The organism is Sphingomonas citricola (assembly GCF_019429535.1).
GTDB lineage: Bacteria > Pseudomonadota > Alphaproteobacteria > Sphingomonadales > Sphingomonadaceae > Sphingomonas > Sphingomonas citricola.
The window spans coordinates 199,143-217,083 of the sequence record NZ_JAHXZM010000005.1 but is presented as its reverse complement, the minus strand read 5'-3'; the positions used below and the strand labels follow the sequence as shown (position 1 = coordinate 217,083).

At 68.6% G+C, this 17,941-nt stretch carries 19 protein-coding genes and 1 tRNA gene; 17 read left to right on the top strand and 3 right to left on the bottom strand.

The features are described from left to right. Positions 1-28: 28 nt before the first annotated feature. The gene (locus tag KZ810_RS13830) at positions 29-1,330 is read left to right on the top strand and encodes a UDP-glucose dehydrogenase family protein (protein ID WP_219769695.1); all 1,302 of its coding nucleotides are present in this window, start codon (positions 29-31) and stop codon (positions 1,328-1,330) included. A 40-nt stretch (positions 1,331-1,370) separates the two neighbouring features. Here the strand turns inward: KZ810_RS13830 and KZ810_RS13825 are convergent, their stop codons facing one another. Next, positions 1,371-2,030 carry a queuosine precursor transporter gene (locus KZ810_RS13825; protein ID WP_219769694.1) on the bottom strand — a complete coding sequence of 220 codons (660 nt, stop codon included), beginning with the start codon at positions 2,028-2,030 and terminating at the stop codon, positions 1,371-1,373. 228 nt (positions 2,031-2,258) lie between these two features. Between KZ810_RS13825 and KZ810_RS13820 the strand changes: the two genes are divergently transcribed. The 3 genes from KZ810_RS13820 to aguB all read left to right on the top strand — a co-directional run bounded on the left by KZ810_RS13820 (position 2,259) and on the right by aguB (position 5,971). Then, the gene (locus tag KZ810_RS13820; RefSeq protein WP_219769693.1) at positions 2,259-3,602 is read left to right on the top strand and encodes a NupC/NupG family nucleoside CNT transporter; all 1,344 of its coding nucleotides are present in this window, start codon (positions 2,259-2,261) and stop codon (positions 3,600-3,602) included. Between the two features lie 92 nt (positions 3,603-3,694). Continuing rightward, a complete protein-coding gene (locus KZ810_RS13815) occupies positions 3,695-5,113 on the top strand; it encodes a glycosyltransferase (protein ID WP_219769692.1) in 1,419 nt (472 codons plus the stop codon). A 6-nt stretch (positions 5,114-5,119) separates the two neighbouring features. Then, complete coding sequence (aguB, locus tag KZ810_RS13810) at positions 5,120-5,971, top strand: N-carbamoylputrescine amidase (RefSeq protein WP_219769691.1); 852 nt, start codon at positions 5,120-5,122, stop codon at positions 5,969-5,971. A gap of 18 nt (positions 5,972-5,989) precedes the next feature. Here the strand turns inward: aguB and KZ810_RS13805 are convergent, their stop codons facing one another. Continuing rightward, a complete protein-coding gene (locus KZ810_RS13805; RefSeq protein ID WP_219769690.1) occupies positions 5,990-6,223 on the bottom strand; it encodes a hypothetical protein in 234 nt (77 codons plus the stop codon). 35 nt (positions 6,224-6,258) lie between these two features. Next, positions 6,259-6,927, bottom strand: a complete 669-nt coding sequence (locus tag KZ810_RS13800) for a uracil-DNA glycosylase (RefSeq protein ID WP_219769782.1) — start codon at positions 6,925-6,927, stop codon at positions 6,259-6,261. Between the two features lie 23 nt (positions 6,928-6,950). Between KZ810_RS13800 and folK the strand changes: the two genes are divergently transcribed. From folK to KZ810_RS13735, 13 genes are all read left to right on the top strand, one after another. Then, a complete protein-coding gene (folK, locus tag KZ810_RS13795; RefSeq protein ID WP_219769689.1) occupies positions 6,951-7,448 on the top strand; it encodes a 2-amino-4-hydroxy-6-hydroxymethyldihydropteridine diphosphokinase in 498 nt (165 codons plus the stop codon). Further along, a tRNA-Lys gene (locus KZ810_RS13790) sits at positions 7,439-7,514 on the top strand. Before folK ends, KZ810_RS13790 begins: the two co-directional genes overlap by 10 nt. 153 nt (positions 7,515-7,667) lie before the next feature. Further along, the gene (locus KZ810_RS13785; protein ID WP_219769688.1) at positions 7,668-9,080 is read left to right on the top strand and encodes a methyl-accepting chemotaxis protein; all 1,413 of its coding nucleotides are present in this window, start codon (positions 7,668-7,670) and stop codon (positions 9,078-9,080) included. Between the two features lie 212 nt (positions 9,081-9,292). Then, the gene (locus tag KZ810_RS13780; protein WP_219769687.1) at positions 9,293-10,843 is read left to right on the top strand and encodes a globin-coupled sensor protein; all 1,551 of its coding nucleotides are present in this window, start codon (positions 9,293-9,295) and stop codon (positions 10,841-10,843) included. Positions 10,844-10,875: 32 nt separating this feature from the next. Continuing rightward, a complete protein-coding gene (locus KZ810_RS13775) occupies positions 10,876-11,166 on the top strand; it encodes an STAS domain-containing protein (protein ID WP_219769686.1) in 291 nt (96 codons plus the stop codon). After that, entirely contained in the window at positions 11,156-13,327 is a 2,172-nt protein-coding gene (locus KZ810_RS13770; RefSeq protein WP_219769685.1) for a chemotaxis protein CheA, read from the top strand. Before KZ810_RS13775 ends, KZ810_RS13770 begins: the two co-directional genes overlap by 11 nt. After that, positions 13,324-14,184: a CheR family methyltransferase gene (locus KZ810_RS13765; RefSeq protein ID WP_219769684.1), complete on the top strand. Its 861-nt coding sequence runs from the start codon at positions 13,324-13,326 to the stop codon at positions 14,182-14,184. The genes KZ810_RS13770 and KZ810_RS13765 overlap by 4 nt, the downstream gene beginning before the upstream one ends. Then, entirely contained in the window at positions 14,181-15,203 is a 1,023-nt protein-coding gene (locus KZ810_RS13760) for a protein-glutamate methylesterase/protein-glutamine glutaminase (RefSeq protein ID WP_219769683.1), read from the top strand. The genes KZ810_RS13765 and KZ810_RS13760 overlap by 4 nt, the downstream gene beginning before the upstream one ends. Beyond that, entirely contained in the window at positions 15,197-15,745 is a 549-nt protein-coding gene (locus tag KZ810_RS13755) for a chemotaxis protein CheD (protein ID WP_219769682.1), read from the top strand. Before KZ810_RS13760 ends, KZ810_RS13755 begins: the two co-directional genes overlap by 7 nt. Positions 15,746-15,764: 19 nt before the next feature. After that, complete coding sequence (locus KZ810_RS13750) at positions 15,765-16,127, top strand: response regulator (protein ID WP_219769681.1); 363 nt, start codon at positions 15,765-15,767, stop codon at positions 16,125-16,127. 11 nt (positions 16,128-16,138) lie between these two features. Then, positions 16,139-16,588, top strand: a complete 450-nt coding sequence (locus tag KZ810_RS13745) for a chemotaxis protein CheW (protein WP_219769680.1) — start codon at positions 16,139-16,141, stop codon at positions 16,586-16,588. A 33-nt stretch (positions 16,589-16,621) separates the two neighbouring features. After that, on the top strand, positions 16,622-17,662 hold the full coding sequence (locus tag KZ810_RS13740) for a chemotaxis protein CheB (protein WP_219769679.1): 1,041 nt from the start codon (positions 16,622-16,624) through the stop codon (positions 17,660-17,662). Continuing rightward, entirely contained in the window at positions 17,659-17,937 is a 279-nt protein-coding gene (locus KZ810_RS13735; protein WP_219769678.1) for a hypothetical protein, read from the top strand. Before KZ810_RS13740 ends, KZ810_RS13735 begins: the two co-directional genes overlap by 4 nt. Positions 17,938-17,941: the final 4 nt, after the last annotated feature.

Below are 17,941 nucleotides of genomic sequence, written 5' to 3'. Positions count from 1 at the left end.
TGCGTCCAACGGGGGTATCATCACCATCATGCGCGTCACCATGATCGGCTCGGGCTATGTCGGCCTCGTCTCGGGTGCCTGCTTCGCCGATTTCGGCCACGACGTGATCTGCGTCGACAAGGACCAGGGCAAGATCGACAAACTGCTCGCGGGCGTGATGCCGATCTTCGAGCCAGGCCTCGATGAACTGGTCGCGCGCAACGTCGAGGCGGGGCGGCTGCGCTTCACCACCGATCTGCGCGAGGGCGTGCATGATGCGGACGCGGTGTTCATCGCGGTTGGCACCCCGTCGCGGCGCGGCGACGGCCATGCCGACCTGAGCTACGTCTATGCCGCAGCCGAAGAGATCGCCGCGGCGCTGACCGGTTTCACCGTCATCGTCGACAAATCCACCGTGCCCGTCGGCACCGGCGACGAGGTCGAGCGGATCATCCGCGCGGCGAACCCGCACGCCGAATTCGCGGTGGCGAGCAACCCCGAATTCCTGCGCGAAGGCGCTGCGATCGACGATTTCAAGCGTCCCGACCGCATCGTCATCGGCTCCGACGACGAACGCGCGCTCGAGGTGCTGCGCAACGTCTATCGCCCGCTCTACCTCAACAAGTCGCCGATCGTGGAGATGAGCCGTCGCGCGGCCGAGCTGACCAAATACGCGGGCAATGCCTTCCTCGCGACCAAAATCACCTTCATCAACGAGATCGCCGATCTGTGCGAGAAGGTCGGCGCGAACGTGCAGGACGTCGCACGCGGCATCGGGCTCGACGGGCGGATCGGCGACAAGTTCCTCCACGCCGGCCCCGGCTACGGCGGGTCGTGCTTCCCCAAGGACACGCTGGCGCTTCTGAAGACCGCGCAGGATTACGAGGCGCCGCAGCGGATCGTCGAGGCAGTCGTCGCGGTCAACGACAACCGCAAACGCGCGATGGGGCGCAAGGTGATCGCGGCGATGGGCGGCGACGTGCGCGGCAAGACGGTCGCGATCCTCGGCCTGACGTTCAAGCCCAACACCGACGACATGCGCGACTCGCCTGCGATCGCGGTGATCCAGGCGTTGCAGGACGCGGGCGCGACCGTCCGCGCCTACGATCCCGAAGGGCACGAGCAGGCGAAGAAGGTGCTCGAAAACGTCCATTACTGCGACGGCGCGTATCAGACGATGGAGGGCGCCGACGCGCTCGTCATCCTAACCGAGTGGAACGCGTTCCGCGCACTCGACCTTCGCCGCGTCAAGTCGCTGCTGAACGCACCGGTGCTCGTCGATCTGCGCAACATCTACAACCGCGACCAGGTCGAGGCCGCGGGTTTCGACTATACCGCAGTCGGGCGGTGATTGGGCAGGGGAGCGGCGGTCCGCTCCCCCTAGGCCCGCGTCAGGCGTCTAGGCGCCGTCCGATCGACACCGCGAGATAGATCAGCGGCGGGACCAGCACCGCCGACAACACGACCTTCGAAATCATCTGCCCCGCGAGCAGTTCGGCGATCGGGAACACCCCGCCGAACGCGATCGTGACGAACAGCAGCGTGTCGACGACCTGCGACAGCATGCTGGCGAGGCCGGCGCGCAGCCACAGCAGGCTCGACCCTTCGCGCCCCTTCAGCCACGAGAAGATCGTGATGTTGAGCGACTGCGACACGCCGTAGGCAACGATGCCGCCGAGCCAGATCCGCCAGGTGGAGCCGAGGACGAGCTGGATCGCGTCGCGGTTGGCAGGCTGCATCTCGGGCGAGGCGGGCAGTGCGTGGACGATGCCCGACAGGAGGATCGAGACGAGCAGCGGGACGAAGCCGAACACGACCAGTCGCCCCGCGACCACGCGTCCGTGCAGTTCCGCCACCGCGCTGGAGGTGACGACCAGCAGAAGAAAGGCGAAGATGCCCGCTTCGACCGCCAGGGGCCCGAGCGCCACCTGCTTGTTCCCGAGCACGCCCGCGATGCACGTCATCCCGCCGTAGAAAATCGAGAACACGAACAGCGACCGCGAGATCGGCGGCGCGGGTGGATGGGCGACGGGTGTTGGCGGGATCGGCATGGCCGACTGCTAGCGCGAAACGCCGCCGGGTCAATCGTGCGGAACCAATCCGCGTGTCCGCCTGCGAGATCGTGGGGTTGGGGCTCGTGTTGCAAGTCAGTAACGTCGTGCGGCGCGCTCGGTCGTCGAGCCCCGGCAAGCATGTGTGGCGTGCGCGTGCGTCATGTGTATGATGCGCGGCCGCGCGGGGGGCCGCGTTGTCGTTTCCATTTCTCACGCGGAAGTTTCATGCAGCGTATCCTCATCGGCCTCGCGGGCGTCGCGGTGATCCTCGGGATCGCGCTGTTGCTTTCCACCGATCGCCGCGCGATCCGGCTGCGCGTGGTCGGCTCGGCCTTCGCGCTTCAGGCGGCGATCGCGGTGATCGTGCTTTACTGGTCGCCCGGCCGAGCGGCGCTCGCCGGCGCGTCGGGCGGGGTCGCGGCGCTGCTGGGGTACGCGCACGCGGGCGTCGAGTTCCTGTTCGGCCCGCTGGCGAAACCCGAGATTGGCGGCACCAGCTTCGCGATCGCGGCGCTGCCCGTCATCATCTTCTTCGCAGCGCTCGTCTCGATCCTCTATCATCTCGGCATCATGCAATTGGTGGTGCGTTGGCTCGGCGGCGCGATCGAACGCGTGATCGGCGTCAGCAAGGTCGAGAGCCTGTGCGCCGCCGCCAACATCTTCGTCGGGCAGAGCGAATCGCCGCTCGTCATCCGCCCCTATCTCGCCGGGCTCACCCCGCCGCAGGTGTTCACCGTCATGACGAGCGGGATGGCGGGGGTCGCGGGCACGATCCTCGCTGCCTATGCGTCGATGGGAATCAGCATCGACTACCTGCTGGCGGCGAGCTTCATGGCGGCGCCGGGCGGCATCCTGATGGCGAAGATCATCATGCCCGACCGGCTGCAGCCGCGCCCCGGCGAACTGCCGCTCGACGATCCCAACGATCCGCTGAGCATCGAGGGGCGGCAGATCGCGATCGCCGAAGGGCGGCTCGACGCGCGCGGCCCCGCGGTGCTGCCGTCGGAAACGCCGGGTGAGCCGCTTCCGCAAGCGACGCACGACGAGGAAAAGCCTGCCAACCTCATCATGGCCGCCGCGCAGGGGGCGCAGACAGGCGTCAAGCTGGCGGTCGCGGTCGGCGCGATGGTGCTCGCGTTCGTCGCGCTGGTCGCGCTTGCTAACGGGATCCTCGGCGGGCTGGGCAATCTGGTCGGGCTGCCGGGGCTGAGCTTCCAGGGGCTGCTCGGCCGTGTGTTCCAGCCGGTGATGTTCCTCTTGAACGTGCCGTGGAACGAGGCGGGGATCGCGGGTGGCCTGTTCGGCGAGAAGATCGTGCTGAACGAATTCGTCGCCTATATCGACCTCGGCAAGCAGGCGGCGAACCTGTCGCCGCGCACGGTCGCTGTCATCACGTTCGCGCTGTGCGGATTTGCCAATTTCTCCTCGATCGCGATCCAGATGGCGGTGACGGGCGGGCTTGCCCCCAATCAGCGCCCGACGATCGCCAAGCTGGGCCTGCGCGCACTGCTCGCGGGGAGCCTCGCCAACCTGATGAGCGCCGCGCTCGCGGGATTGTTGATCGGTTAACCACGTCATGCGCGAATAAGGGACAGATCGGCCACCGCGCGGCGATCGGCTTGGTTGCTTGAGCGGCACGCGGTCATAGGGTCGCGGGTGCGATGAAGCCCGACCGTGTTCTCGGCGCCGCGCTGGCGGCGATGCTGCTGCTGCTGGCGGCCTACGGCGTCGGCAGCGCACCCGCACTCGCCGCGCGCTGGGGTGCGGGTGCGGGCGGATGGGTGCTGTTCGCCGCCTGGTTCGTCGTCGCCGCGTGGGTATTGACGCATCTGCCGCGCGCGACGGGCAGGGGAGGCTGGGTCGCCGTCGCCACCGTCGCGATCGCGCTCCGCGTCGCAGCCGCGTTCTTGAGCGACGGGCGCGTCTCGCCGGGCGATCCGCACTGGTATCTCGTCCTCGCGCGCGGGTTTCTGGCGGGTCACGGGCTCGGCGTGGTCGAGCCGTATATGGGCACGCGCGCGGTGGCGCTGTTCCCGCCCGCCTACCCGCTGTTGCTCGCGGGCTGGGGCGCGATCGCCGGGCTGTCGACCGCGTCGCTGCTGTTGCTCTCCAGTTTGCTCGACGTCGCCTCGGCCGGTGTGATCATGCTCATCGCGCGGCAATTGGGCGCGGCGCGCGCAGGGGTGGCGGCGGCCGGGCTGTTCCTGATCTGGCCCGCAGTTCTGCTAGACGCGCCGCTCGCGCAGAAGGAGAGCCTCGTCACGCTGTTCGCGCTGCTGCTCGCCTATGGCTGGAGCGTGACGAGCGGGCGTGTACGCGAGGTCGCGCTGCTCGGGCTCGCCTCGGCCGTGCTCGCGCTGACGCAGCCGGGCGACTCGCTGCTCGGCGGATTGTTCGCGCTGCTGCAATGGCGGCGGCTGGGGACGGTTCGGCTGGCGCGGGCCGGCGCGATGGCCGCTGGCGTCGCGGCGCTCGCGATGCTGCCGTGGTGGTGGCGCAACTACGACCTGCTCGGCGCCTTCGTGCCGCTGACCAGCGCGAGCGGCTACAGCCTGTGGATCGGCAACAACCCGGCGGCGACGGGCACGTGGATGCCGCCGCCCGCCGCGCTCTACGGCCTGCCCGAACTCGCCTTCTCGCATGCCGCGGGACGGATCGCGATCGAGTGGATCGCGACCCACCCGGCCGAGGCGGCGCGGCTGACGGTCGCGAAGTTCGTGCGCGCGATGGGCCTCGCCGACGCGGGGCTGGTCCGGCTCGCCGCGATGCGCCCCGTAGTCACCGCGCCGATCACCGCATTGCTGCTGCCGCTGGTGCAAGGCGCGCACGTACTGCTGCTGGCTCTGTCGTCGGTGGCGACCTTCCGGTTGCGCGGGAAGCGCGTGACGCGGCTGCTCGCGGCGTGCTTCGCGCAATTGCTGCTGCTGGGCGTCTGGTTCGAGTTCGACGAGCGCCACCGCGCGTTCGTGACGCCGTTCCTGCTGCTCGGCATCGCGATCGCTTTCGAGCGAGTTCGCACGCAAGGTGGCGTGCGGATGCCGCGATCGCCTTTGCGCAACCCTGCGCGAGCGCCTATCTGACGCCGCATGACCGAGATCACCGTTGCCGCGCTTCAGCTCGCCTTCTCCGCCGATATCGACGCCAACATCGCCAAGGTGTCCGACGCCGTGCGCGAGGCGCATGGCCGCGGTGCGCAGGTGATCCTGCCGCCCGAATTGTTCGAAGGCGAATATTTCTGCCGCGTCGAGGACGAGGGGCTTTTCGCGAACGCGGCGCCGGTGGGCGAACACAAGGCGGTGCTGGCGATGCAGGCACTGGCCGAGGCGTTGGGCGTCTGGATCCCGACCAGCTTCTTCGAGGCGGACGGCCCGCACCATTACAACAGCCTGGCGATGATCGGCCCCGACGGCGAGGTGCAGGGCGTATACCGCAAGAGCCACATCCCCGACGGTCCGGGCTACGAGGAGAAGTTCTATTTCCGCCCCGGCAACACCGGGTTCAAGGTGTGGCCGGGCCCCAACCGCACCACGCTCGGCGTCGGCGTCTGCTGGGATCAATGGTATCCCGAGACCGCGCGCGCGATGATGCTGATGGGCGCGGAGCTGTTGTTCTACCCGACCGCGATCGGCAGCGAGCCGCACGACACCAGCCTCGACACCGCGCGATTGTGGCGGCGCGCGATGGTCGGCCACGCGGTGTCGAACGTCGTTCCCGTCATCGCCGCGAACCGCGTCGGCACGGAGCACGGTCAGACCTTTTACGGCACGTCGTTCATCACCGACGAGCGCGGCGACATCTTGGCCGAGCTCGACCGCGAGGAGGAGGGCGTCATCACCGCGACGCTCGACCTCGCGCGGGTCAAGCGCCACCGCGCCGCCTTCGGCTTCTTCCGCGATCGTCGCCCCGAACTCTATGGCCGGCTCGTCGCCGACATCTGAGCGGCCGGCACCGCGGCTTCAGCGCTTCCGCGCGCCGATGTCCTCGCGCACCTTCACCGGGCGCGAGCAGCCGTTCTCGCTGCGCAGCACGGTCAGCACCGCGTCGGCGTTGGGTTCCTGACCGAGCGGGTGGATGCCGCTCTTGCGCTTCGCCGCGATCAGCCGGGTCTGCGTGTCCTGGCACAACGGCTTGGCGTCGGGCGCCCTGGTGGGCGCGGCGCTGGCCAGCGCGACGAGCAGAAGAAGCGACATGGTCGAAGTCTCCGGTCAGTGACGGCGCGACCCTATCATGGTGCGGACCGCCCGCGTAGTTCCAGCGCGCGCGCGAACACCGCCTCGAACATCTCCGTCGTTAGCCGCCCGGTGTTCTGGTTGTAGCGCGAGCAATGATAGCTATCGAGCAGGATGCGCCCGTCCGGCATCTCGTGCTCGGCCAGATGGCCGAACTTCGCCTTGGGCAGCCGCCCGCCGAGCATCTTGACCGCCGACTGGTGCGCGATCTGACCCAGCGCCACGAACACGCGGACGTTGGGCAGCACCGCTGCCTGCCCCTCGAGGAAGGTGCGGCAGGTGCGGATCTCCTCGGGCGTCGGCTTGTTTTCGGGCGGCAGGCATTTCACCGCGTTGATGATGATCGCGCCGTCGAGCGCCAGCGTATCGTCCGCCCGCGCCTCGAACGTGCCGTGTGCGAGGCCGTATTTGCCCAACGTGCTGAACAGCAGCTCGCCCGCGTAATCGCCGGTGAAGGGGCGGCCGGTGCGGTTCGCGCCGTGCTTGCCGGGGGCGAGGCCGATGATCGCGAGCCACGCGTCCGGATCACCAAACGCGTTGACGGGCGCATTCCACCAGTCGGGATATTCGACGCGCAAGGCTTCGCGGAACGCGACCAGCCGCGGGCAGCGCGGGCAGTCGCGCGGCGGTTCGGTCGCGGGAATGGGGGAGGGTGCGAAATACATGGCCATGCGATAGGCGCATCACCATGCGTCGCTCAACCTACCTCGTCGCGCTCGGGTCGAACCGCGCCGGGCGTCACGGTCGCCCGAAGGATGAGGTCGCCGCCGCATTGCGGCTGCTGGCTGGGCGCGCCTCGCCGATCGTCGCCAGTGCGCCGCTTGGGCCCTCGACGCGCACCTTCGCCAACGCCGCGGCCGTGATCGAGAGCGACGAGTCGCCCGCCGAGCTGCTCGCGCGGTTGAAGCGGATCGAGCGGGCGTTCGGTCGCCGGACCGGGCGCCGCTGGGGCGCGCGGGTGATCGACCTCGATATCATCCTGTGGTCGGGCGGGCGCATCGCTACGCCGACGCTCACCGTGCCGCACCGCGCCTTTCGCGCGCGAGGCTTCGTGCTGGCACCCGCGCTCGCGATCGCACCGGCGTGGCGCGATCCCGTGACGGGTCTCAGCGTCCGGCAGCTCTACACCCGGTTGACCGCGCGCCGCCCCGCCCCTAGTTCGCGCGGACGCTGTTGGGGTCCGTAGCTCAGTCGGTAGAGCAAGCGACTTTTAATCGAGAGGTCCCGGGTTCGAGCCCCGGCGGACCCACCAGCCTCCTATACGCGCCCCGGCATGATGAGATGCGCTTGCCCCGAAGTATCGAGGCGTTCCCTCGCACCTCCGTACAAATACGGTAGCAGTGTTTTAACACATTATTTTCCCCGCGGAGCGATCAGGAGCGCGTCCTATCGTTGGGGTTCGAACATGATCACATGGTTCATTCGCAACGCTCCCGTTCGCACCAAGTTCAATGTGATAGCCGGGTTGATCGGAAGCCTCTCCTTTGCTGTCTCGCTCGCGCAGACCACCTACTCGACCGATCACGTCGACTGGTCGACCGCGCTGTTGCTGGCATCGGCGAGCGCGATTGCCGCTGCGGCACTGATCCTCGTGGCCAAGAAATTGATCTGCGATCCGTACGTGACGACGGTGGTGCGGATGGAAGCACTCGCCAAGGGCGACCTCGACAGCGAGGTCCAATACCTGGACTATCGCGATTGCGTGGGGCGCATGACCAAGGCGATGGCAACCTTTGCCGAGAACGCCCGCGTCGCGAACGCCGCTGCGGCGACGAGGCTGGAGGCGAATACGGTCAAGACCGTCGTGACGTCGCTGGAGAAGGGCCTGGCCGCGCTCGCGCAGGGCGACCTGACGTTCCGCATCGATCATGCATTTCCCGCGGAATACGACAAGCTGCGCAGCGACTTCAACGACGCGCTGGCGACGATGAGCGGGATGATCCGCTCGGCCGACGAGGTGTCGGCGAGCGTGCTGACGGGTGCCGAGGAGATCCGCAAGGCGTCCGACGACCTGTCGTCGCGGACCGAGCGCCAAGCGGCGAGCCTCGAGCAGACGGCCGCCGCGCTCGAGCAGGTGACGCAGACGATTCGGCAGGCCGCGGAGGGCGCGTCGGAGGCCAACCAGTCCGCCGCCGCGGCGCGGAACGAGGCGCTCGCGAGCGAGGAAACCGTGCGACAGGCGGTGGAGGCGATGGCGGGGATCGAGCGCACCTCGGAAGAAATCGGCGAGATCGTCGCGCTCATCGACGGAATCGCGTTCCAGACCAACCTGCTCGCGCTCAACGCAGGCGTCGAAGCCGCGCGGGCGGGTGAGGCCGGAAAGGGCTTCGCGGTCGTCGCGACCGAGGTCCGAAGCCTCGCCCAGCGGTCGGCCGAGGCGGCGATGGACGTCAAGCAGCGGATCAGCGCGAGTGCCAAGGAAGTCACCGCGGGCGTCAAGCTCGTCGATGCGACGGGACAGGCGTTGCAGCGGATCTTGGGGCAAATCGGGCAGGTGAGCGCGATGATCGAGGCGATCGCGAACGCGAGCGCCGCGCAGGTGCAGAGCGTCTCGCAGGTCAACGTCTCCGTTCGCGACATGGAAACCACGACGCAGCAAAATGCCGCGATGGTCGAGCAGTCGACTGCCGCAGCGCGAAGCCTCGCCGACGAGGCGGCGACGCTGTCGCGCGAGATGGGTCGATTCCAGACCGATGCCGCCACGCGCATGCCCGCGCCCGCGGTCCCGACCGAGCTTCGCCCCGTGACCAAGGCCGTCCCGAAGATCTCGCGGGTGCACGGGAATCTGGCGTTGAACGACGACTGGAGCGAGTTCTGACCGGACCCGGGCTGTTCCGCACCTAACATCGCGTGCCCGCGGCGCCGGCGTGACCGGCGTCGCGGGCTTGCATTCGTGTCGGGCGCGGCGCGGGCGATCACCCGTCCATCCCGCCGATGGCGCGCGTCCAGCCCGCCTCCGTAATAACACGCTAATTAACCGATCGCTTACTGCCCAAGCCGATCTTTCCCTAACCCGTGGGGAGAAGTGTAATGGATAGAGAATCCGAGAACGCGACCAGGATCAGTTTCTTCGGTATCGATCAGAGTGATTATGCGAGTTTCCCGCGGATCCTGAAGGTCGTCGACAAGCACGCCGACAAGGCGCTCGGCGATTTCTACACCAAGATCGCTTCCACCCCCGAGGTCGCACGCTTCTTTCCTACGCGCCAGGTCATGGATCACGCGCGCGACAAGCAGCTGAACCACTGGAACAACCTGTTCTCGCGCGAGATCAACGACCAGTATTTCGCGAAGGCCGAGCAGATCGGCAACGTCCACGCGCGCATCGGGCTCGCACCGACATGGTACATCGGCGGGTACGCGATGGTGCTGGAGCAGATGATCCAGAAGATCGTCGCGGACTCCCCGGTCGCGCGGTTCGCCGACAAGCAGCTCGGTCACGTGATCGGGACACTCGTCAAATGCGCGCTGCTCGACATGGACATCGCGCTGTCGAGCTATTTCCGGGTCGAGGAGGGGCAGCGCCTCGCCGTCATCGCGCGCGTCGGCGAGGCACTCGATTCGCTCGCGAAGGGCGAGTTCACGGTGACGCTCGACGGGCTGCCCGACGCGTTCCGCAAGATCGGCGATGATTTCACCTTCATGCGCGAGCGGATCAGCGAGACGCTGTTGCAGGTGTCGGAGACCGCGGAAAGCATCAACACCGGCTCGGCGGAGATCAGCCAGGCATCCGACGACCTGTCGAACCGGACCGAACAGCAGGCAGCGTCGCTCGAACAGACCGCGGCGGCGATGGACCAATTGACCGGCGGAGTGCGCGAAACCGCGGCGGGCGCGGCGCGCGTCAACCAGTCGGTCGGCGAGGCGCACGCGGATGCGACGCAGGGCGGCGCGGTCGTCAAGGAAGCCGTCGGCGCGATGGACGACATCCAGCGTTCGGCGCAGGAGATCGCGCAGATCATCAACGTCATCGACGGGATCGCCTTCCAGACCAACCTGCTCGCGCTGAACGCGGGGGTCGAGGCGGCGCGCGCCGGCGATGCCGGCAAGGGCTTCGCGGTCGTCGCCAACGAGGTGCGCGCGCTCGCGCAGCGCTCGGCCGAGGCGGCGAAGCACATCAAGGAATTAATCGGCGAGAGCTCAAAACAGGTCGAACGCGGCGTCGCGCTGGTCGGTCAGTCGGGCGAGGCGCTCGACCGCATCGTCGGCAAGGTGGCCGAGATCTCGAAACTCGCCGCCACGATCTCGCAGCTCGCCGCCAGCCAGTCGAACAGCCTTCAGCAGGTCAATGTCGCGGTCAGCGAGATGGACAAGATGACGCAGCAGAACGCCGCCATGGTCGAGCAATCGACCGCCGCCGCGCGCAGCCTGGCGGGCGAGGCGGATCAGCTGACCGGGCTCGTCTCGCGCTTCACGCTCTCGACCGAGCGCAAGCCGTCCGCACCCGCGCGCGACAAGGCGCGCAAGCCCGAGCAGGCGAGCCGCCCGCCCGCCGCGCGCGCCGCACCGCGCCCGATGACGCGCGGCAATCTGGCGGTCGCGCTGTCGCCGGCCGCCAGCGAAGACTGGTCGGAATTCTGATCGGGCCAACAAGGCGAGCGGGCTGACAATCGATGACCCACCTCACTCTTCTACCGGTGCTCGACCGCGACGGCGTTCGCGTCACCGCGGGCGAATTGCGCGCGCTGTCCGATGCAGGGACGAGCTTCGCGCTCGACGGCAGCCGCGTCGAGCGGATCGGCCTTGCCGGACTGCAATTGCTGATCAGCGTCCTTCGTGCCGGGGCGCCCGGCGATCCGGAAGTGCAGTTGGTCAAGGCATCGACCGCGCTGCGCGACGCCGCGCGTCTCGCCGGGGTGTCGGCGTTGCTCGGTATCGAGGCGGAGGTCGATCATGGCGCCTGAAGACATCCAGCAGATTTTCCTGCAGGAATGCGAGGAAGGACTGGCCAGCGCCGAGGAAGCGCTGCTGACGATCAAGGCCGGCGCGCACGATCAGGAAACGATCAACACGATCTTCCGCGCGGTTCACTCGATCAAGGGCGGCGCGGGCGCGTTCGGCTTTCTCGCGCTGCAATCCTTCACCCATCATTTCGAAACGGTGCTCGACAAGGCACGCGACGGCGAGCTGCTGCTCGATGCCGCACTGACCGAATTGCTGATCAGCGCGTTCGATGTGCTCGCCGACCATGTCGCCGCGATCCGCGGTGCCGGTGACGCGCCCGACGACGCGGCCATGATCGACGCGCTGCGCACCGCGCTGACCATCAAGCCCGCCGCCGGGGCGGCCGCGCCGGGCCCGCAAGCACCCGCATTGTCGTTCGATCTCGGCACGATGATGGCGGCGCTGTCGCAGGAACCCGACCCCGACCCGTCCGGCATCGCCCCGTCCGACGCCACAGCCTCCGACGGCGACGACACGTCCGACGGACAGGCCGAGTGGGAGATCATGTTCGCGCCGACCGGCGGCGATCTGATCAACGGCGCCGAACCGCTGCTGGTGATCCGCGAACTGATCGAGCTCGGCGGCAGGATCGTGTCGGTCAATGCCGACCGCGTGCCGCCGGTCGACGCGTTCGACCCGGCCGCAGCGTATGTCACGTGGCGATTGCGCCTGCCCGGCACGCTCGACGAGGCGCGCGTCCGCGAGCCGTTCGACTTCGTGTCCGACCCCGCGTCGGTAGCGATCGCGCGCGCGCCGGGATCGCCAGTTGCCGATCATGTCGCACCCCGACCGCAGACCGACCCGGCGGCCGGCGGCAGGCCCGTCCCCGCCGCTGAACCGCTGCCCGATAATGTCGTCCGGCTTGAGCGCGCCGAGCCGGTGTCGCGCCCCGCGCCGCCGGCCGCGGCCGCGGTGGCGGATGCGAAGGCCAAGGCCGCGAACGGCGCGACGATCCGCGTTGACCTGGAGAAGCTCGACCGTCTGGTCGACCTCGTCGGCGAACTGGTCATCACCCAATCGATGCTGTCGCAGCGGCTGCTGTCGAGCGGCATGACCCGGCTGGAGGAACTGACCGACCTCGATCAACTCACGCGCGAATTGCAGGACAGCGCGATGGCAATCCGCGCGCAGCCGGTCCGATCGGTGTTCGGCCGCGTCCCGAGGATCGTGCGCGAACTGGAGGCATCGACCGGCAAACGCGTCAACCTGGAGGTCGAGGGCGAGGCGACCGAGCTCGACAAGACGGTGATCGAGCGGATCGGCGAGCCGCTGACGCATCTGGTGCGCAATTGCGTCGATCACGGGATCGAGACGCCCGCGGAACGGATCGCGTGCGGAAAGCCGCCCGAGGGGCGGCTGCGGCTATCCGCCGAGCACAAGGGCAGCCGGATCGTCATCTCGGTCAGCGACGACGGCCGCGGGATCGACCGCGCGCGGGTGCTGGAGATCGCGGTGAAGCGCGGGATCGTGCCCGTCGACGCGAAACTGAGCGACGAGGAGATCGACCAGCTGATCTTCGCACCCGGCTTTTCGACCGCGCAGCAGGTGTCGAGCATCTCGGGGCGCGGCGTCGGCATGGACGTGGTGCGGCAGAACGTCCAGGCGCTGGGCGGCCGCGTCACGATCCAGTCGACGCTGGGGGCGGGATCGACCTTTGCGCTCGCGCTGCCGCTCACGCTCGCGATTGTCGACGGCATGATCGTCTCGGTCGCGGACCAGACCTACATCATCCCGCTGACGCACGTGGTCGAGAGTCTCCGGCCCGAACGCGGTGCAGTGCAATCGACCGGGTTCGGCAACCGGATGCTGAACGTGCGCGGGTCGTACCTGCCGGTGCTCGGCGTCGGCGACAAACTGGGCGTCGCGGGGGCGATTTCCGAACCGGCGGAGGCGGTGCTGATCGTCGTGGAAACCGAAGGCCTCGGCACCGCGATCCTGATGGTCGACGAGATCATCGATCAGCGTCAGGTCGTCATCAAGAGCCTGGAGACGCATTATCAGCAGGTCGAGGGCGTCGCGGGGGCGACGATCCTCGGCGACGGGCGCGTCGCGCTGATCCTCGACGTCGAGGGGATTGTCGCACTGCGCGACGGCACGATGCCGCGGCTGCTCGCATCATGAACACCGCGTTCGTTCCCGCCGAGGGCACCGACCCGCGCGACCTGTCGGTCGCCGATTTCACGGTCATCGCGCGTATCGCGCACGCGCACGCCGGGCTCGTCCTCCATCCCGGCAAGCGCGTGCTGGTAGGCTCCCGGCTCGCCAAGCAGATGCGCGCGAACGGGTGCAGCGACATGCACGCGCTTGTCACCAAGATCGTCCACGATCCCGTCGTGCGGCGTGCCGCGATCGAGGCGCTGACGACCAACCACACGCGGTTCTTCCGCGAAAGCCACCATTTCACCCACGTTGCGACGACGCTGCGCCCGCGCATCCTCGACGCGGTGCGTGCGCGCAAACGGGTGCGCTTGTGGTCGGCCGGGTCGTCGACCGGCGAGGAAGTCTATTCGCTCGCGATGACGCTGCTGGGCGAGGAGGCGGCGGAGGCGCGTGCGCTGCTGGCCGGCGACGTCGCGCTGCTCGCGACCGATCTGAACGCGCAGGTGGTCGAGGCGGGGGCGCACGCCGTCTATCCGGCGGAAGCACTCGCGGATATTCCACCCGCACTGGCGGAAAGCTGGACCGAACAGGAGGGCGCCGGCTTCCGGATCGGCGCGCAGGCGCGCGGGCTTGTCCGTTTTCGCCGGCTCAACCTGCTCGACGAATGGCCGATCGCGAGCCCGTTCGACGCCATCTTCTGCCGCAACACGATGATCTATTTCGACGCCGCGACGACCGAACGCCTGCAATGCCGGCTGGCGCAGAAGCTCGTTCCCGGCGGCTATCTCTACATCGGGCATTCGGAGCGCCTGCTCGGCGCCGCGGCGGAACTGTTCACGTCGGTCGGCCAGACGATCTATCGAAAGGTGGAGGCATGAGCGTGCGCGCGCTGGTGGTCGACGACTCGCCGACGATGCGCGGGCTGGTGACCGCGATGCTGCGTCGCGATCCCGAGATCGAGGTGGTCGGCACCGCGTCCGAGCCGCTCAAGGCGCGCGCGCTAATGCGCGAGCTCGATCCCGATGTCGTGACGCTCGATGTCGAGATGCCGGGGATGGACGGGCTCGACTTCCTTGACCGGATCATGCGGCTGCGCCCGACCCCCGTCGTGATGGTGTCGTCGTTCACGACGAGTGGCGCGGCGGCGACGGTCCGCGCGCTCGAATTGGGCGCGGTCGATTGTTTCGCGAAGCCGAGCGGCGGGTTGCGCACCTTGCTCGAAACCTGCGCAGACGAACTGATCGCGAAGGTGAAGGGGGCCGCGGGCTGCCGCGGCCGGCTCGCGCGCGTCACGCCCGCGGCGGCACCGCCCGTCGGGTTCGAGTGGAACGGGCGCATGATCGCGATCGGCGCGTCGACCGGCGGCGTCGAGGCGTTGACCGCGCTTTTGTCGACCTTTCCCGTCAATTGCCCGCCGACGCTCGTCGTCCAGCACATGCCCGCGAACTTCACGCGCATGTTCGCGACGCGGTTGAGCATGCGCGTCCGCCCGAAGGTCGTCGAGGCGGAGGACGGCATGCCGATCCGCCAGGGAACGGTCTATATCGCGCCGGGCGGGGTCGGCCATCTGACCGTCAGCGGGCGTCAGCAGCCGGTGTGCCGGATCGCGGACGACGCGCCGCTATCGGGTCATCGCCCCTCGGTCGACATGCTGTTCCATTCGCTGGCCAGGCACGACCCGGCGCGCGTCGCGGGGATCATCCTGACCGGGATGGGTCAGGACGGTGCGGCGGGGCTCGTGGCGATGCGGCGCGCGGGCATGCCCACGATCGGGCAGGACGAGGCGACCTCGCTCATCTACGGCATGCCGCGCGCGGCACTCGAATGCGGGGCGCTCGGCACAGTACTGCCGCTCGATGCGATCGCGTCGCACGTACTGGAGCTCTGCCGATGCTGAGCGCGCTTGCTACCGAACCGCGCACGCGGCGCCACACCATCATGCAGGGCGAGAGCGAGGTATCGAGCGACCAGCGGATGGTGCTCAGCACCGTGCTCGGAAGCTGCATCGCCTGCTGCCTGTTCGATCCCACGCTCGCGCTTGGCGGGATGAACCATTTCCTGCTGCCGACGCCGCCCGAGGGGCGCGGCGAGGATCGCGGCGAGGCCGAGCGCTACGGGATCTACGCGATGGAGGTGCTGGTCAACGCGATGCTGACCCGCGGCGCCAGCCGCGCGACGATGCGCGCGCATCTCTACGGCGGCGCGAACCTGCACGAGGGGATGCGCGCGATCGGGTCGAAGAACGCGCAATTCGCGCGCGACTTCCTCGCCGCCGATCGCATCCAGTTGGTGCGTGAGGATACCGGCGGCGTCCTGGCGCGCAGGCTCGAGCTGCAACCCGCGTCGGGCCGGGTCCGCTGTCGTCACGTGGCCGAGCACGTGCCCGATGGGCGGCCGGCCGCGCCGCCGCCGTCGTCGGGCCATGTCGAGCTGTTCTGAGATCGAGGAGAAAACGGGGATGAAACAGATACTTGCCGTCGACGACAGCATGAGCATGCGGATGCTGTTGCGCGCCTCGCTGACCGCCGCGGGGTTCAAGGTCGAGGAAGCCGAGGACGGCCGCGCCGCGCTCGAGTGGCTCGACAACAACTCGCCCACGCTCGTCATCACCGACATCAACATGCCGCGGCTCGACGGGTTCGGCCTGATCGCGGAGCTGCGCGCCCGCGACCGTTTCCGCGACATTCCCGTGCTGGTCCTGACCACCGAGAGCTCGCCCGAGAAGAAGGCGCGTGCGCGCGAAGCCGGCGCGACGGGCTGGATCGTCAAGCCATTCGACCCCGAGAAACTCGCCGCGGCGGTGCGGCGGGTCACGCACTGAGGAGGCGCATCGTGACACGGCAACTGATCACCTTCGGCATCGACAACAAGCTTCTGGGCGTCGACATCATGGCGATCCGCGAGATCCGCGCCTGGACGCCGACCACCGCGATCCCGCACGCCCCGCCGTTCGTCCGCGGCGTCGTCAACCTGCGCGGCACGGTGCTGCCCGTGATGGATCTGAGCCAGCGGCTCGGCTGGGGCGCGATCGAGCCGACGCAGCGGCACGTCATCATCGTGCTGCAGATCGACCGGCAGCTCCACGGCCTGATCGTCGATTCGGTCAACGACATCGTCACCATCGAGGAAAGCGAGATGCAGACGCCGCCCGACCTCGGCCAGCCCGACGCCGAGCGCTACGTCGAGGGGCTGATCGCGGTCGAGGACCGGATGGCGATGGTGCTCGACCTGAAATGCATGGCGATCGCGGCCGCGCCCATGCCGCTCGCCACCGCTGCGTGACACCAACCGCCCCGCCGTTTGCAGGATAATGCCATGCCCCCCGTCCGTGTTCTGATCGTCGACGATTCCATCACGATGCGCGCGCTCTTCTCCGGTGTTCTGGAGGAAGCCCCCGGCATCCAGGTCATCAACCATGCCGCCAATGCGGCCGAGGCGCGCACGCTGATCGCGACCACCCACCCCGATGTCGTCACGCTCGACGTTGAGATGCCGGGTACCAGCGGCATCGAGCTGCTGCGTGAGATCATGCGCGACAAGCCCCGCCCCGTCATCATGCTCTCGTCGCTGACCCAGAAAGGCTCGGCGACGACGCTCGAGGCGCTCGAGCTCGGTGCGTACGATTGCTTCCCCAAGCCCAAGGCGGCGACGATGGAGGAGTTCCGCAAGATCGGGCCGAAACTCGCGAAGATCGTGAAGGCAGCGGCGGCGGGCACCGCGACCAAGACGCATCACGCGACCGGCGGCGCGCTCGTCGGGGCCGATTACCAGACGCCCGACAGCGTGATGGTCCTTGTCGGCAACACCGGCAGCGTCGACATGGTGACCAACATCGTCAACCGCCTGCCCGCGAACTGCCCGCCGGTCATCCTGCACATGGGCGACAGCCTGGGGTTCGCCGACGCGCTGGTCGACCGGCTGCAGAAATCCGCGCGCCCAACCGCGCGCGCCGCGTTCGACGGGCAAATGCTCGAAAGCGGCAACGTGTACCTCATCCGCGACAATCACCGCCACGCGGTGGTCGATCGCGGCGCGCAGCCGGTGATCCGCCTAGTCGACGGCGATCCGATCGCGGGGCACCGGCCGTCCGCGAACCTTTTGCTCCAGTCGCTCGTCACCACGATGGGTGGCCGGGTCGCGGCGGGGTTCCTGAGCGGGGTCGGCGACGACGGGGTCGTCGCCGCGGCCGCGGTCCGCGCGGCGGGCGGCTGCGTCGCCAGCGTCGTCGCGTCCGAGGCGAAGGCGGGCGAGCTCGCGCACGCGGCGCAAACGCTCGCCGGGGCGACCGCGCTCGACCTGACCGAGCTGGGCCGCACCTTGCTGTGCCACCGCGCGCCCGTTCCGGTTGCCGCATGACCGCCCCCGACCCGGACCCGCTTCCACCCGTGCTGCGGATGCAGATCGCGGACGAGCTCGTCCGCGCGCGCGGCGAGATCGAGGTGATCGGCGAGGCGCTGTGCGCCGATCCCGAGGTCACGATCCGGCACATGACCGCGTTGCAGGCGTTCGACCGCATCGGTCAGCACCTGCTCGCGATCGCGGGGCTGCTCCAGGCGGACGATGCCGCGGCCGCGATCGTCGACGTCCCACTGGAACACCTGCGCCAGCGGCTCCACCGCGCGATGTCTTAGCGCG